Source organism: Paenibacillus nanensis (assembly GCF_003583765.1).
Classification (GTDB): Bacteria; Bacillota; Bacilli; order Paenibacillales; family Paenibacillaceae; genus Pristimantibacillus; species Pristimantibacillus nanensis.
Genome location: NZ_QXQA01000005.1, coordinates 147,525 through 162,739, shown reverse-complemented (window position 1 = coordinate 162,739; position 15,215 = coordinate 147,525). Strand labels below are relative to the sequence as shown.

General features: G+C 53.7%; 11 protein-coding genes. 6 read left to right on the top strand and 5 right to left on the bottom strand.

What is annotated here, in order from left to right; genetic code table 11:
- Positions 1-19: 19 nt before the first annotated feature.
- A complete protein-coding gene (locus tag D3P08_RS10675) occupies positions 20-706 on the bottom strand; it encodes a YqaA family protein (RefSeq protein WP_119599678.1) in 687 nt (228 codons plus the stop codon).
- A gap of 302 nt (positions 707-1,008) precedes the next feature.
- Here D3P08_RS10675 and D3P08_RS10670 point away from each other — a divergent pair, with 302 nt between their 5' ends.
- Entirely contained in the window at positions 1,009-2,241 is a 1,233-nt protein-coding gene (locus D3P08_RS10670; RefSeq protein ID WP_119599677.1) for an MFS transporter, read from the top strand.
- 96 nt (positions 2,242-2,337) lie between these two features.
- Here D3P08_RS10670 and D3P08_RS10665 read toward each other — a convergent pair whose 3' ends face one another.
- Both D3P08_RS10665 and D3P08_RS10660 read right to left on the bottom strand, forming a co-directional pair.
- A complete protein-coding gene (locus D3P08_RS10665; RefSeq protein ID WP_119599676.1) occupies positions 2,338-3,753 on the bottom strand; it encodes an NAD-dependent malic enzyme in 1,416 nt (471 codons plus the stop codon).
- Between the two features lie 81 nt (positions 3,754-3,834).
- Positions 3,835-4,950 carry an MGDG synthase family glycosyltransferase gene (locus D3P08_RS10660; protein ID WP_119599675.1) on the bottom strand — a complete coding sequence of 372 codons (1,116 nt, stop codon included), beginning with the start codon at positions 4,948-4,950 and terminating at the stop codon, positions 3,835-3,837.
- Positions 4,951-5,112: 162 nt separating this feature from the next.
- Between D3P08_RS10660 and kapB the strand changes: the two genes are divergently transcribed.
- The gene (kapB, locus tag D3P08_RS10655; RefSeq protein WP_240647412.1) at positions 5,113-5,514 is read left to right on the top strand and encodes a kinase-associated lipoprotein KapB; all 402 of its coding nucleotides are present in this window, start codon (positions 5,113-5,115) and stop codon (positions 5,512-5,514) included.
- Here the strand turns inward: kapB and D3P08_RS10650 are convergent.
- On the bottom strand, positions 5,504-6,832 hold the full coding sequence (locus tag D3P08_RS10650; protein ID WP_162848426.1) for an SGNH/GDSL hydrolase family protein: 1,329 nt from the start codon (positions 6,830-6,832) through the stop codon (positions 5,504-5,506). The genes kapB and D3P08_RS10650 overlap by 11 nt on opposite strands.
- 323 nt (positions 6,833-7,155) lie before the next feature.
- On the opposite strand from D3P08_RS10650, the gene gltB reads away from it, so the two are divergent.
- The 4 genes from gltB (at position 7,156) to D3P08_RS10630 (ending at position 14,678) form a co-directional block, all read left to right on the top strand.
- Positions 7,156-11,760: a glutamate synthase large subunit gene (gene gltB / locus D3P08_RS10645; RefSeq protein WP_119599673.1), complete on the top strand. Its 4,605-nt coding sequence runs from the start codon at positions 7,156-7,158 to the stop codon at positions 11,758-11,760.
- A 262-nt stretch (positions 11,761-12,022) separates the two neighbouring features.
- A complete protein-coding gene (locus D3P08_RS10640; protein WP_119599672.1) occupies positions 12,023-12,850 on the top strand; it encodes a sugar phosphate nucleotidyltransferase in 828 nt (275 codons plus the stop codon).
- Between the two features lie 105 nt (positions 12,851-12,955).
- Entirely contained in the window at positions 12,956-13,882 is a 927-nt protein-coding gene (locus D3P08_RS10635) for an ABC transporter ATP-binding protein (protein WP_119599671.1), read from the top strand.
- Positions 13,875-14,678: an ABC transporter permease gene (locus D3P08_RS10630; protein ID WP_119599670.1), complete on the top strand. Its 804-nt coding sequence runs from the start codon at positions 13,875-13,877 to the stop codon at positions 14,676-14,678. The genes D3P08_RS10635 and D3P08_RS10630 overlap by 8 nt, the downstream gene beginning before the upstream one ends.
- A 77-nt stretch (positions 14,679-14,755) precedes the next feature.
- Here the strand turns inward: D3P08_RS10630 and D3P08_RS10625 are convergent, their stop codons facing one another.
- Positions 14,756-15,208 (bottom strand): bactofilin family protein, encoded by a 453-nt coding sequence (locus tag D3P08_RS10625; protein WP_119599669.1) that lies wholly within the window; start codon positions 15,206-15,208, stop codon positions 14,756-14,758.
- Positions 15,209-15,215 lie beyond the last annotated feature (7 nt).

Genomic DNA, 15,215 nt, shown 5'->3' with positions numbered 1-15,215 from the left:
TAGGGATAGCTTTTCTTTTTTAGGCGTCGTGGCGCAGTCCAGCGGGTTCCGCCTGCACGCTTCCGCCTCCGGCTTTTTTGTCCGGTTCGGGCTGTATATCGGTGACAGCGTTCTGCTCGCCGCCATTCGCTTGCTCGCCGGCTTTCTTTTTCTTGCGGAGCCGGTGCCGGATAAAGAGGAAAGCGGCAATAATCGGAATACTGCCAAGGAACGTATACAGCGACACGTCCTTTACCATCGATTCGGCCGCGCGCCCATAGAAGTAAAACAAAGTGCCAACCGCATAAAACTTAACGGCGCGGCCAACGGCGGCATACCCGATCAAGCGCCACAGCGGGAAGTTCAAGCAGCCGGATAATATCGTGAACACCTTGAACGGAATAGGAGTGAAGGAACCGATTAGTATGGCGGATTCACCGTTCTTCTGGAAGCGGCTTGTCGCCGCGTCGATCCATTCAGCTTTGAGGAACCGATATAGGACGGATTTGCCCATCACTTTGCCCAAATAATAACCGACCGGCGTGCCTAATAAGCAGGCGATATAACCTACGGTAGCCAGCCATAGCGCGGTAGTCGGATTGACGATACTGAGCGAAACTTGCGTGAAGAATGCGGGAATCGGGAATATGACGGCATCCAGAAAGGAATGCGCGAACAGTCCCCAGGGACCGTAATCCTCAAGAAAATCGACGACGGCTTGAAACATGAAGTGGCTCCTTTTCGTTCGACTTACCTGCCAAGTGCTTGTCATTAGCGGGTGATTATAAATTCAAATCTCGAGGGCACAGTCCGCCTCTTAATGATTTTACGTGCAATTCGGGTTCAGGTTTCAAAAAAAATTGGTTAAAAGATTGTATACGCCAAGTAAATGCGCGTGGCACATGGTTTTCTTTAAAATGCTCCGGTTTTTGCTTTTGATGGAAAGGAAAAGGAAGCGTATAGTTGTTTAAATAAGCGGTTTGTCCGGAAAAGCGTGCGAATTAGACATCACGAAAGAGGAGTGACAGGATGGAAAATTGGAAACGAACAATGTGGATTTTATGGTTCGGCGTCTTGTTTTGCAGCTCCAGCTACACGATGGCCGTCCCTTTTCTCCCCTTGTTCCTGTATGACCTCGGCGTTGATAAAGGCTCGGTGAACTTGTGGGCAGGGGTCGTCCATTCTTCAGCCTTTATGGTCGGCGCGATTATGGCGCCTTTATGGGGGATGCTTGCCGATAAATTTGGCAAGCGGAACATGGTTATACGGGCAGGTCTCAGTTTAGCGGTCATCTATGCGCTAATCGCCTTTGTTCAAACGCCGTGGCAGCTGGTAGGCGTCCGGATGCTGCACGGGTTCGTCGGCGGGTTTGTGCCGGCTTCGATGTCGATCGTGGCAACGATTGCGCCGAAGGAGAAGCTGGGCTGGAGCCTTGGCATCATGCAGGCAGGCACAATGACAGGCGGGATTCTCGGGCCGTTGTTCGGAGGGCTGCTTGCTGAAGCGTTCGGCATGAGAAAGTCGTTTATCGCGGCTGCCGTTATTATTTTTTTGGCGGCAATTGCGGTGCTGCTCTGGGTGAAGGAAGGAAAGGGGCAGCGTCAATCAGGAGCAACCAGCAAAAAAGATTCGGCCCCGGTAACCTATCGGTTGGCGTTCCGCAATCGGGCACTCATTTATATGCTGCTGATTCTGGTCGTATTCCAGTTATCGGTCAATATGATCCAGCCGCTTTTGTCGCTGCATATCGCCGATTTGCAGGGCGGGGAGAAAGGGGCCGTCTTATCGGCGGGTTTTGTTCTCGCTTTGATCGGCATCGCGGGCATCATCGCTTCTCCGATTTGGGGGAGACTCGGGGAGCGAAAAGGATATTACCGGATTTTAGTGTTCTGTCTGCTCTGCGCGGGGACGATCATCTGCCTTCAATATTTTGTCGAAGCGCTGTGGCTGTTTGCTCTTGTCCAGTTCTTATTCGGCTTGTTTATGGCGGGAGTCGGCCCAATTGTCAACACGCTGATGGTGCAAAGCACGGATGAGCAATTTCGCGGCCGTTCCTTCGGCTTGACGGCGAGCGCCAACCAATTCGGCTCGATGCTGGGGCCGCTGCTCGGCGGACTGCTCGGTCTCTTCCTTGGCATCCATTGGATCTTCGTGGCTACAGGCGTCATCATGTTCGCCGCAGGCCTTGCCGTATTCGCGAAATGGAGGGGCAGTGACGCCGCGCGGCAGCTTCACAAGCAGCAGGGGGAACTGACACAATAGCGCGCAAAAACCTGCTTGCAGGAGAGCGTAAACGTCCTCCTCACAAAACAGAAAAAGCTGCAGGCTCTAATCCTAGCGAGTCTGCAGCTTTTTGCATTATTCGCGCATTTGGCGGCGCGAGACGCCGCTGCGTTTTGCGGCGTCCATGACGCGGCGGCGCACCTCTTCCACAACCTTCGCGTTGAATACGCTCGGGATGATGTACATGCGGTTCAGTTCGTCTTCGCTGATGACCGAGGCGATCGCTTCGGCGGCGGCAAGCTTCATCTCTTCATTGATCTCGGAAGCGCGGCTGTCGAGCGCCCCGCGGAAGATGCCGGGGAAGCATAATACATTGTTGATTTGGTTCGGGTAGTCGGAGCGGCCCGTCGCGAATACGCCGACAATGTCCTCCACAAGCTCCGGCCGGATTTCCGGTTCCGGGTTAGCCATCGCAAAAACGATCGGCTCGGGCGCCATACTGGCGACATGCTCGCGTGTAAGCAGTCCTCCCGCCGAGACGCCGATAAAGACGTCAGCGCCTTGCACGGCTTCCCTCAGACCGCCCTTAAGCCGTTCTGGGTTGGTGTTGCTTGCGTACCATTGCCAGTTTTGATTGTCATAGGTTTCATCCGCCGTTAGAATACCGGCGCGGTCAACGCCAACGATATGGCGCGCTCCGCCGGCGAGCAGCATTTTGGTGCATGCCGTGCCGGCAGCCCCGATGCCGCAGACGACGATCCGCGCTTCGCTTAAGGTCCGCCCGGTAAGCTTCAAGGCGTTCAGCAAGCCGGCATACAGCACGACGGCCGTTCCATGCTGGTCGTCATGGAATACAGGGATGTCGAGCTCGGCGCGGAGACGCTGCTCGATTTCGAAGCAGCGCGGAGCCGATATGTCTTCAAGGTTGATGCCGCCGAAGGCGGGGGCCAAATGTTTGACAGCCGCGATGACTTCCTCCGTATCCTGGGTGTCCAGACAGATCGGGAAAGCGTCAACGTCGGCAAACTGCTTAAAGAGCATCGCTTTGCCTTCCATAACAGGCATAGCGGCATATGGTCCGATGTTGCCGAGTCCCAGCACGGCGCTTCCGTCCGAAACGACGGCAACCGTATTTCTTTTGATCGTCAGCGTATGGGCCTTGGACGGCTCCTCCTGGATCGCCTGGCATACTCTTGCGACGTCCGGCGTGTAGACTCGGGACAGGTCGTCCCGGTTCTGAATCGGCGTCTTCGGCTGAATCGTAATTTTACCGCCAAGATGCAATAGGAACGTCCGGTCGGAGATGTGCAGGAGACGGATGCCCGGCACCGAGCGAAGAGCGTTGGAGAGCCGCTCGGACGCGCCCTGCTCTGTAATTTTGACCGTCAAGTCTCGTATGCTTTTGTTTTTATCCGTATGTATAACGTCGATGGCGACGATATCGCCTTTTGCCTGTTCGATTGCGGTGGCCGCTTTGCCGAACTGCGCCATTGCGGTATCGATTTCGAGCCGAAGAATGATTGTTTTTCCATCCGTTAATTGCGATTTCATCTTTCGATCTCCCTTCTCTTAATACTATGCCATAAGCGCCCGCATCTTTATCCCAATCTTTTCAAGCGAAAAACAAAGCCGTCACTGCATCAGCTGCAGAACGGCTTCCGGACACTTTTTCGCGTCGTATTGTTGATTGCGCTTGTGAATGAGCTCTTCCCGAAACCGGCTCGACGCTTCTTTGTTATGAATAAGCTCGAACCATCGGTCCACGGTATCGTTGGAATCCAGCATTTCGCCGAACCCGTTTTGAATAAAATATTCGCAATTCTCTTCTTCCTGGCCCGGAATCGGCTCGTAGAACAGCATCGGCAGCGCCTTGCTCATCCCTTCCGTGCAGGTCATACCGCCCGGTTTCGTTACGAGGAGGTCGGCGACGTCCATCAGCTTGTGAATCTCACGGGTAAAACCAACGATTCGAACGTTCGGATGCTGGAACATCGGATCCGAAAGCATCTTCTCCTTCATTTTCTCATTGGAGCCTACGCAGAATATCAACTGCGTGTTCTCGCGCCACTTGGTCATATAGGAAAGAGCATTATCTTCATATAATATACCCCAACCGCCGCCCATAATCAGCACGGTAGGCATATCCTTCAGCCCGAATTCCTCCCGCACTTCCTCCTTCGAATGGGGATGCCAGAAGTTCGGGTGAACAGGAATGCCTGTCACCTCGATTCGTTCAGGCAGCACGCCTTTCTCGACAAGGCGGCGCTTTACGTCCGGCGATGATACGAGATAGTGATCGACCTGCTGGCTAACCCATGAGCCATGAGCGTCGTAATCCGTGATGAGCGTATATAAAGGCATTTCCAAACCAAGCCGCTTCAGCCTCCCGACAACCCCGTTCGGAACGGGATGCGTACAAACAATAAGATCTGGCTTAAGCTGCGAGATCACCTGCGACGTCTGCGTATAGAACATGCGGTGAAGCGCAAGCTGGGTGAATCGGTTTGTCGGCTTTTTGTAATTGCTGCGGTACATAAGTCCTACCATCTTCGGCTGAGAGCTGACCGTTTTGCGGTAGGCGGACACAATCAAGGGGCCAATGACGGGATTTAAAAATTTCCCAAGTTCGATGACTCTGGCTGAAATGCTCGGACATAACTGCTTCAAACCGACTGCCAGCGCGTTCGCCGCCTGCGTATGACCAGAGCCGAACCCCTCCGAGAGCAGCAGCACTCTCTTCTTGCGCATAATCTCACCTACTTTTCTATTTCCATATTACTTCGCACGTCAGGTTAATACAAGCATTTGTGTTCGCCTTGCTATGAATTCCGCGTTGCTTTACAGTATTTATATATGAAAAAAGCGGTTTTTCAGTCATTAAGGATGGGTCAATTAGGAGGAAAATGGAAAATGTCCAACCAAGAAATGAGCGAATTGAAAGTAGGAGATATCGTCAAGGCAGAGGTTCGTACTGGCCAATACGCCGGTGAGATCGTCGAGCTGTACGGTCCGAGGGCAGTCGTTAAAGTGCTTGCTGTGCTCAAGCATCCGGAACAGGGCGATCTGCATCACCCCTATAATCCGGACGTAGCGATGTTCCATGAGCGACGCGCCTTGAGCTATACGGAGAAAACGACGGTGCTTCTGAGAGATCTAAAGCGGTATTCGGAAGCGATTCCCGACTATAAGGAGTCGCTTTGCGCCGCCGCGGCGGCGGAGATCGAGCAATTGGACCGTCTCCGCCGCTGGTCGGCGCAAAGCCTCGAGCTCATGCAGCAATTGCAGAAGGAATATCAATCCATTAAGAATTAATAAATGCGGCTTTTAGCGTGTCGCGGTATTCAACCTGCAGGCCAAGTCCTTCGGAGAGGGCGGCCAGAGGCACGTATGTTTTTTTCTCGCCGGGATATTGCTGGAAGTAAGCGGGCTCCGCGTTTAGCGGCATCGTCTTTCCATTAATCTTGATCGTTTTTGCGCCTATCGTCATTTCAACCGTGCGGCCGTCCAGAAGGATGGTCGCCGTGTTCGTTTTGGCGTCCCATTTGCGTTCCGCGCCGATGGCATCGGTAATGTCGGCGATGGCAACGAAGGTGCGTCCTTTTTTAATAACGGGAACATAGCTGGATTCCAGCTCTTTGCCGTCTACAACGACGGAAATCGGCACATTCGCCGGGCGTTTCTTCACGGTTTTGTATTCGCCCCAAATCGCCTCGGCGTATGCTTTGCCCAGCTCGGCATAGCCGGCTTTGGTCGGGTGAACGTCGCCTTCCTCGATGCTCGTATAAGCCAGAATGCTCTTCTCGATTGCGGAAGCGGCATCGGCTATTTTTATCGAAACATCCTTATTCTCGAGCTCGGATACGACGGTTTCCAAGCGTTCCAGCAGCTTCGCTTGTCCGTCAACCAGAAATTCGGCCGTCGATTCCGGTATCAGATACGTTGTTTCATTCCTGACCTTCATAAAAGGCACGGGCAGATATTGATTCGCGACGACGATTTGGGCGTCCGGCTGAAGCTCCCGGACCGTCTCGATCGCCGACTCGAGCTGCGCTTCATAGGTGTCCAGAAGAGTGGTCAGCATCGTTCGCAGGCTGCTTTGTTCCGCCGGGGGCAGCTTGCCGAAATCGGCTAATGTTTCGTCCCCCTCGAGGCCGTTCAATAATTGAAGAAAGTCGTTGCCGCCGATTGAGATCAGAATCAGCTCGGCGCTTCGCACATCCTCCTCCAGCTGCTCCGTATTCGCGAAGAAAGCTTCCGCTCGCGGATCGGAGAGAGCGGCTTGAATGTCCTTTTTCGTAACTTCTTTTCCTTCAGCCGCGGCGCTGAGCCATTTGCTTAATCCGTCCGAGCGGAGTCCGATAATGCCATAGTTGGCGTATTCGGCTCTTAAGCCTTGGAAGAGCGCCTGCTCGTACACATGCTCCGCAAACCCGTACGGCACGGATTTTTCCGTGAATCCGTGTTCATAGCCGGCTGCAAGCGAATCTCCCAGAACAACGATGTCGTAGGACTTACCGGCGGATGGCGCCGTGTCCGCCGCCAGAGCGGCCGGCGCGCCGACCGCCAGGGATCCGGCGATTAAGGCGGCAAGGCCCGTCCGGCTTAGTGCATTCCTTATTTTGCTATACAATTGACACACACCCTTCTGATAATATAGAAGAAATAAATTGTTACCCGCATGTCCGATCTGTCCGCCGCCGCTGCCGCTAAACATTCCTTATCAGAATAATAAAAAATATTAAATTGATTCCGATATGGCCAGATGTTAAAATCATATAATAATCGCTTAGCAACGGTAGATGGCAAGAAGGATGGCAAGGAGCAGGCCGATGCGCCTAGTCCCCTACCATTCTATGATAATTTAAGCCAAAAATGAAGCCAATTAAGTGATCCAAGCCTGCTATTATTTCTCCATTGCTTGCCCAAATTCTTCTGATAGAGAGGTTGCACACAATGAAAGAAAATATTTTGGGATTGCCGCCTAAACAAGGACTTTATGATCCGCAAAACGAAAAAGACGCTTGCGGTATGGGCTTTGTAGCCAGCATCAAAGGTAAGAAGTCTCACAAGGTAATCCGCCAGGCCTTGTCTCTGCTTGAGAACATGGAACATCGCGGCGGCCAGGGAAGCGAGCCGAACACGGGAGACGGAGCGGGCATCCTGCTTCAAATTCCGCACGCTTTCTTCGCATCGGAGTTGAAGAAGCAAGGCATCGAGCTTCCGGCAGAAGGCGAATACGCTGTCGGCATGATCTTTATGCCTCACGAAGAGTCCGCTCGCGCGGCGATTGAACGTGAACTTGCGAGCATTATCGAGGAAGAGAAGCAAACGCTAATCGGCTGGCGCACCGTGCCTACCAACGATGAGAAGCTGGGCCAATCGGCGCTGGCTGTTAAGCCGTATGTTCGTCAGGTATTCATTGCCAAAAACGCCGAGCTGAAAGATACGCTTGCATTCGAACGCAAGCTGTATGTCATTCGCAAACGCGCCGAGCTTGCGATCCGTTACGCAGGCAAAGAAGGCGGGAACATGTTCTATTTCTCCAGCCTGTCCTCGAAAAAGATCGTTTACAAAGGGATGCTTACAACGGAGCAAGTCCGTTCCTTTTATACCGAATTGAACGATGAAACGGTTGTTTCCGCTATTGCTTTAGTGCATTCCCGTTTTAGTACGAATACGTTCCCGAGCTGGGAACGCGCACATCCTTTCCATTATCTCATTCATAACGGCGAGATTAACACGCTTCGCGGCAATGTGAACTGGATGCACGCGCGCCAGACGTTGTTCGCGTCCGAGCAGTTCGGCGACGACCTGGAGAAAATCAAACCGATTATTAACCCGGACGGCTCCGATACGGCCATGTTCGACAATACGCTGGAGTTTCTATACTTGGCAGGACGTTCCTTGCCGCATGTAGCCATGATGATGGTTCCTGAGCCATGGTCGGGACATGAAAGCATGAGCGACGAGCGGAAGGCGTTCTATGAATATCACAGCACGCTTATGGAACCGTGGGACGGACCTGCGGCAATGGGCTTTACGGACGGCGTGCAAATCGGCGCGACGCTGGACCGCAACGGTCTTCGCCCGGCGCGTTACTACGTGACCAAAGACGACCATATCATCCTTGGCTCCGAAGCGGGAGCGGTTGAGATTCCGCCGGAGGATATTGTATACAAAGACAGACTGCGCCCAGGCCGCATGCTTCTTGTTGATACGGAGCAAGGCCGCATTATTTCCGACGAGGAAGTGAAGGCGCAAATCGTTGCCGAGCATCCTTACCGGGAATGGCTTGACGAGCATCTGGTCGCGCTTGAAGATTTGCCGGACGCGCCTGAAGTCCCGGAGCCTAGCCACGATACGGTTCAGCAGCGCCAGCAGGCTTTCGGTTATACGTTCGAAGACATCCGTAAAGTGCTGGAGCCAATGGCCGGCAGCGGCCAGGAGCCGATCGGATCTATGGGCTACGACGCTCCGCTTGCGGTGTTGTCCGAGCGTCCTCAACGACTGTACAACTACTTCAAGCAGCTGTTCGCGCAAGTAACGAACCCGCCGATCGACGCGATCCGCGAGGAAATCATTACGTCGACGGTCACGACAATCGGACCGGAGCGCAACCTGCTGAATCCGGAGCCGGAAAGCTGCCGCCATATTAAGCTGGACACTCCGATCTTGTCCAACGAGCAGTTCGCGAAGCTTCGCCACATTCGCCGCGAAGGCTTCAAGTCGATCACGCTGCCGATCTTCTTTACGGCAAGCGAAGGCGAAGAAGGCTTGCGCGCAGCGCTGAAGGGCATGTGCGAAGCGGCTGACCGCGTTATCGCGAAGGGCCATAACATCCTGATCCTGTCCGACCGCGGCGTCGATAAGGAGAATGCGGCGATACCGGCCCTGCTGGCCGTATCCGCGCTGCATCATCACCTGATCCGCCAAGGCACGCGCACGAAAGTCGGCATTATGCTGGAATCCGGCGAGCCGCGCGAGGTGCATCACTTCGCATTGCTGCTTGGATACGGCGTGAACGCGATCAACCCGTACCTGGCTTTCGAATCGCTGGACGATATGATCAGACAAGGCATGCTGAGAGGCGTGTCGCATGACAAAGCGGTGAAAAACTACATTAAAGCCGCAACCAAAGGCGTCGTGAAGGTACTGTCCAAAATGGGTATTTCGACCATTCAATCGTACCGCGGCGCGCAAATCTTCGAAGCGGTCGGCCTGCGCGAAGATGTCATTAACGAATATTTCACTTGGACGCAATCCCGCATAGGCGGCATCGGTCTCGACGTCATTGCCGAGGAGACGCTGAAATATCATAACCGCGCGTTCGCCGAGCAGGACGGAGCCGAGAAGGAACTGGATTCCGGCGGCGAATATCAATGGCGCAAGGACGGCGAGGACCATTTGTTCACGCCGCAGACGATCCATACGCTTCAGATGGCGTCGCGCAAAAACGACTATAAGCTTTATAAGAAGTTTTCCGAGCTTGTGCAAGGCGAGAACAAGAAGCATTTGACGCTACGTTCGCTGCTCGATTTCAAGAAGGACGGCAAGTCCGTGCCGCTTGAAGAGGTCGAGTCCGTCGACTCCATCGTCAAACGGTTTAAGACGGGCGCTATGTCGTTCGGCTCGATCAGCAAGGAAGCGCACGAAAGCCTCGCGATCGCAATGAACCGTTTGGGCGGCAAGTCCAATACGGGCGAAGGCGGGGAAGATCCGGCGCGCTTTACGCCGGACGCTAACGGCGACTCCCGCCGCAGCGCGATCAAGCAGGTTGCATCCGGACGCTTCGGCGTTACGAGCCACTATCTGGTGAACGCGGACGAAATTCAAATTAAAATGGCTCAAGGCGCGAAGCCTGGCGAAGGCGGACAGCTGCCTGGCCTGAAGGTATACCCTTGGGTTGCGGAAGTGCGCGGCTCCACACCGGGCGTAGGCCTTATCTCGCCGCCGCCGCATCACGATATTTATTCGATCGAGGATTTGGCTGAGCTGATCCACGACCTGAAGAACGCGAACCCGCGCGCTCGCATTAATGTGAAGCTCGTGTCTGAGGTTGGCGTTGGCACAATCGCCGCAGGCGTTGCCAAAGGCCGCGCTGACGTGATTATGGTCAGCGGCTACGATGGCGGTACAGGCGCTTCCCCGATGGGATCGATCCGTCACGCGGGTCTTCCGTGGGAGCTTGGCCTTGCGGAGACGCATCAGACGCTGATGCTGAACAATCTGCGCGACCGCGTTACCATCGAGACGGACGGCAAAATGATGAACGGCCGCGACGTTGCGATCGCTGCGCTGCTTGGAGCTGAAGAATACGGCTTCTCGACGGCACCGCTTATCGTGCTTGGCTGCGTCATGATGCGCGTATGTCAGCTTGATACTTGCCCGGTCGGCGTCGCAACGCAAAATCCGGAGCTTCGCAAGAAGTTTATGGGCGATCCGTCCCATGTCGTGAACTACCTGCGCTTTATCGCGGAGGAGCTTCGCGAGATTATGGCGGAGCTTGGCTTCCGTACCATCGATGAGATGGTTGGCCGTGTAGACCGTCTGGAGACGAAGCAGCTGAACGAGCATTACAAGGTGAAGGGACTTGACCTTTCCAGCATTCTGTACGAGGGCGATTATGCGGAGAACGCGAACCGCCGCTGCGTACAGGAGCAGAACCATGGCCTGGAGCTCTCTCTTGACATGCAGCAGCTGGTGCCGCAAGCACAGTCTGCTCTTGAGAACGGCGAGCTAGTCCGCGGCACGTTCCCGATCCTGAACACGAACCGCGTTGTCGGTACGATTCTCGGTTCCGAGGTTACGAGCCGTTACGGCGCGAAGGGCCTTCCGGAAGATACGATCTGGTACCACTTCGTAGGTACAGCGGGACAAAGCTTCGGCGCGTTTGTGCCAAAAGGCATTACGCTGTCGGTTGAAGGCGACTCCAACGACTACTTCGGTAAGGGCTTATCCGGCGGCAAGCTGATCGTGGCGCCGTCGCCGAAGGCAACCTTTGCCGCGGAAGAAAATATTATTATCGGCAACACGGCTCTGTACGGCGCAACGAGCGGTCAGGCTTATATCCGCGGTATCGCGGGCGAACGCTTCGCGGTGCGCAACAGCGGCGCCAACGTCGTGGTCGAAGGCGTAGGCGATCATGGCTGCGAATATATGACTGGCGGACGCGTAGTCGTTCTCGGCTCGACGGGCCGCAACTTCGGCGCCGGTATGTCCGGTGGCGTAGCCTATGTGTACGACGCGAAAGGCGACTTCTACAACCATACGAACCTAGAGATGATTCTGCTGGAGCGTGTGGAGGAGGAAGCCGACATCGCCGAGCTGCGCGGCATGATTGAAAAACATGTCGAATATACGAAGAGCGCGGTCGGAGAGCGCATTTTGAACGATTGGAATGCGTCGCTCGCGAAATTCGTGAAGGTTATTCCGAAGGATTACAAGCGGATGCTGGAGCAAATTCAAAAGGCTGAAGACAGCGGTCTTCAAGGCGGAGAAGCTTTGCTTGCCGCATTCGAAGCCAACAAACGCGAGCTTGCTCGCTCTGGCGGCAAATAACTCGTTACAAACCAAAATCGCAATGGGGCATAAGCTCCATTGCGATTTTTTTTGAGGAGGAACGGCGAGACGAATAAATGCGCCACACTCATACGGAGCAGACGAACGTTCGGCCGCGTTCAAAGATGACTGTCCAACGTTAGATGAAAATCGACAAAATAAGTCCGCGCTCCGAATTTTCGCCTCCCAGCAATCGACAAGCTCCACTGTTCCGCTCAAGTATAATAGTACATATTTGTACTGACCGAGGGAGGATGTCGCTTTGAAAATCGTAATCTTGTCAGGCGGTCCTGGAAAACGAGTATGGCCGCTGTCCGATAATAGCATGCCGAAGCAGTATTTGCCCGTGCTGGACGGACCAGGCGGAAAGCAGGAGTCGATGGTTCAAAGGCTGTGGAGACAGCTTATGACAGCCGATCTGATGGAGGAGACGAGTATTTCGACATGCGGCGAGCAAGTCGCGCCGCTGAAGCGGCTGCTTGGTCCGAATGTGCCGCTTATTTGCGAACCGGCGCAAAGAGGCAGTTATTCCGCCGCTCTGCTGACGGCTTCTTATTTATATACGGTCGCCGGTGTGACGCCAAACGAGACGGTCATCGTTTTACCGGTTGATTTTTATGTAGAGGGAGAGTTTTTTCATTGTATTCGCAGTCTTCCCAAGCTTCTGAGGGAGAGCGGTTCATCGGTCATGATGGTCGGCGCGAAGGCGGAGCATCCAAGTCCGCGCTACGGCTACATCGTGCCTGACCCTGGGAGCGGCGAGGACTGGGGGTACGATTCTAAAGTGAAAGACTACTATGAGAAGCCGAGCGAAGCGGAGGCTGAGACATTAGCTGCGCAAGGCGCGTTATGGAATAGCGGCGTGTATGCCTTCCGGCTTGAATTTCTGCTGTCCCGGCTTTCGGAGGCCGGATTGCCGGTCCATTATGAAGAGCTGTACAACCGTTACTTTTTGCTGCCCAAAATAAGCATGGAAGACGGGTTGATCGCTGATCCCAAAGTAGAGAAGTCCGTCATCCGGTATGACGGATTGTGGGTGAGCTTAAGCACATGGAGTATGCTATCCCGGCAAGCCGTTATTCCGAACTAGCCGGAGAAGTGTGACGCTACCAATCCTTTCCTCACTCGTATATAATGAAGAAATGCTGTCTAAGCTTACATGATAAGTGAGGGTAATGCGAGGGGAGGACGCAGGATGGAAGATAGTATCGTTCGTATCCAGAACGTCACGAAGCGAATCGGCAATCGGACGATTATCGATAAGCTGACGCTTGAGGTGCCGAGAGGGGAAGTGTTCGGATTTCTCGGACCGAACGGCTCGGGGAAAACAACGACGATTCGGATGATGGTCGGATTGATGTCGATCACCTCCGGAGATATTCTAATCGATGGTCATAGCATCAGCAACGATTTCGAGAAGGCGATCGGCCACGTTGGAGCCATCGTAGAAAATCCGGAGATGTACAAGTATTTGACAGGGTATGAAAACTTAATCCATTTCGCGCGGATGATTCCGGGCGTATCTGCGCATCGGGTGAAGGAAGTCGTTGCGCTTGTCGGAATGGAAGGACGAATTCACGATAAAGTGAAAACCTATTCCCTTGGCATGAGGCAAAGGCTGGGCGTCGCGCAAGCGATCCTGCATAAGCCGAAGCTGCTTATTTTGGACGAGCCCACGAACGGTCTCGATCCGGCGGGGATTCGCGAGCTTCGCGATTATTTGCGGGGCTTGTCCAGACAGGAAGGGGTAGCCGTATTTGTATCCAGCCATTTGCTCTCGGAGATGGAGCTGATGTGCGATCGCGTTGCCATTATCCAATCCGGCAAGCTGATCGACATTCGGAATGTTCAGCAATCGCGAGCTGCATCGGAAGCGGCTGGACGCATTCTGATCGAAGTGGATAACCCTGGAGCTGCAATTGAAGCGTTAGCGGCAGCCGGTCAACAGGCTGAGTCTACGGAACATCAAGGCCTTCTTGTTATTGTCGGGGACAAGGAGAAGGCAGCGGCCGCCAACGCGGCTTTGGTGCAAGCCGGGATCAAAGTATACGGCATTCGCGCCGAAGTGAAATCGCTTGAGGATCAATTCCTGGAGATGACAGGGGGCGAAAGCGTTGGCTGATTTCTTTAACCTGATAAGAAATGAAAATATGAAAACATTTAGACGTCCGCGCCTGTATGTGATGCTGGGCTTGATCGTCGGATTAATTGTGATCATATCCGGGATATGGGCGTTTAACGACAACAGCTTCAGCATGTGGGAAGTATCGATGGTGGAGACGACCACATTGTTTTGGATTGTTACGATATTTGCCGTCGTTGTCGCATCAAGCTCGGTAGCGGAGGAGTTCTCGACGGGAACCATCAAGCTGCTGCTGATCCGGCCGTGGAGCCGGTCCAAAATATTGCTGTCCAAATATATATCCAGCCTGCTGTTTGCTTTCTTTATGACGGTTATTTTTCTGCTGGCGCTACTGCTCGTGAACTGGCTGTTATTCGATGCGTTTAGCGGCGGAAACTCCCAGCAAGCGGCGATGCTGTTTACGGAGCTGGGCGGACATTCGTTCTTCGAATACATCATGCGTTATTTCGGTTTGACGTTTCTTAACACCGTCATGACGGTTACGATTTCATTTATGCTGTCGACGATATTCCGAAGCAACATTCTTGCGATCGGCCTTGCGTTATTTATTGAGATAGTCGTTAACAACGCCTTGCAGCTGCTTGCGTTAATCCCGAATAAGTGGGTTGACTATCTGCTGTTCGTCCATTTGAATTTAACGAAGTACGCGGGAAGTAACGTCTCGACGGAAGACGGCATGACGCTTGGCTTCTCCTTATCCGTGCTGGCCGTCTATTATGTGCTGTTTATCGCGCTAACCTGGTATATCTTTAATAAAAGAGACGTGGCTTCTTAACGTTAAGTTCAAGCAAGAAAGCCGCTCGAATCCTGCTCCCCGTATAGGAAAAGGATTCGGGCGGCTTTTTATGTAGGTTACCCTGCTTGCCGGGATTTCGCTTTGGAGTCGTTTCTATTCTCGTTTTTATTATCGTTTTTCGATAATTGAGCTTCGATATCCGAATTCGATTTTTGCTTCGAGTCGGCCGCTTGCTCCATGACAAAGCTGCCGTTCAGCTTCGCGCCGTCTTGAACGATTAACGATTGGGCGGTTACATTGCCGAAGAGCTCGCCGGAGGCGGTAATGACGAGGCGGCCTTTGGTGGTAACATCCCCGAACAGCTTGCCCGCCAGCGTCACATCCTGCGCAGTAATATTCGAGCGGGCGATCCCGCATTCCCCGATAATGACATCGCCGCGGCATTCGATGTCCCCCCGGTATTCGCCTTCGATTCGAAGATTCGCTTCGCTGATCATTTTCCCCTCTGCAATCGTGCCTTGACCAATCAGCGTATCCGTCGCGACCGTTCGTTTGGTTTCCTTGAACATGGAATTC

Bases quoted from the DNA above. Each gene is read 5' to 3' on its own strand.
- D3P08_RS10660 (WP_119599675.1), bottom strand. From the start codon at position 4,950: ATGCGCAAGAAGAGAGTGCTGCTGCTCTCGGAGGGGTTCGGCTCTGGT.
- D3P08_RS10625 (WP_119599669.1), bottom strand. From the start codon at position 15,208: ATGTTCAAGGAAACCAAACGAACGGTCGCGACGGATACGCTGATTGGT.
- gltB (WP_119599673.1), top strand. From the start codon at position 7,156: ATGAAAGAAAATATTTTGGGATTGCCGCCTAAACAAGGACTTTATGAT.
- kapB (WP_240647412.1), top strand. From the start codon at position 5,113: ATGTCCAACCAAGAAATGAGCGAATTGAAAGTAGGAGATATCGTCAAG.
- D3P08_RS10665 (WP_119599676.1), bottom strand. From the start codon at position 3,753: ATGAAATCGCAATTAACGGATGGAAAAACAATCATTCTTCGGCTCGAA.
- D3P08_RS10675 (WP_119599678.1), bottom strand. From the start codon at position 706: ATGTTTCAAGCCGTCGTCGATTTTCTTGAGGATTACGGTCCCTGGGGA.
- D3P08_RS10670 (WP_119599677.1), top strand. From the start codon at position 1,009: ATGGAAAATTGGAAACGAACAATGTGGATTTTATGGTTCGGCGTCTTG.
- D3P08_RS10635 (WP_119599671.1), top strand. From the start codon at position 12,956: ATGGAAGATAGTATCGTTCGTATCCAGAACGTCACGAAGCGAATCGGC.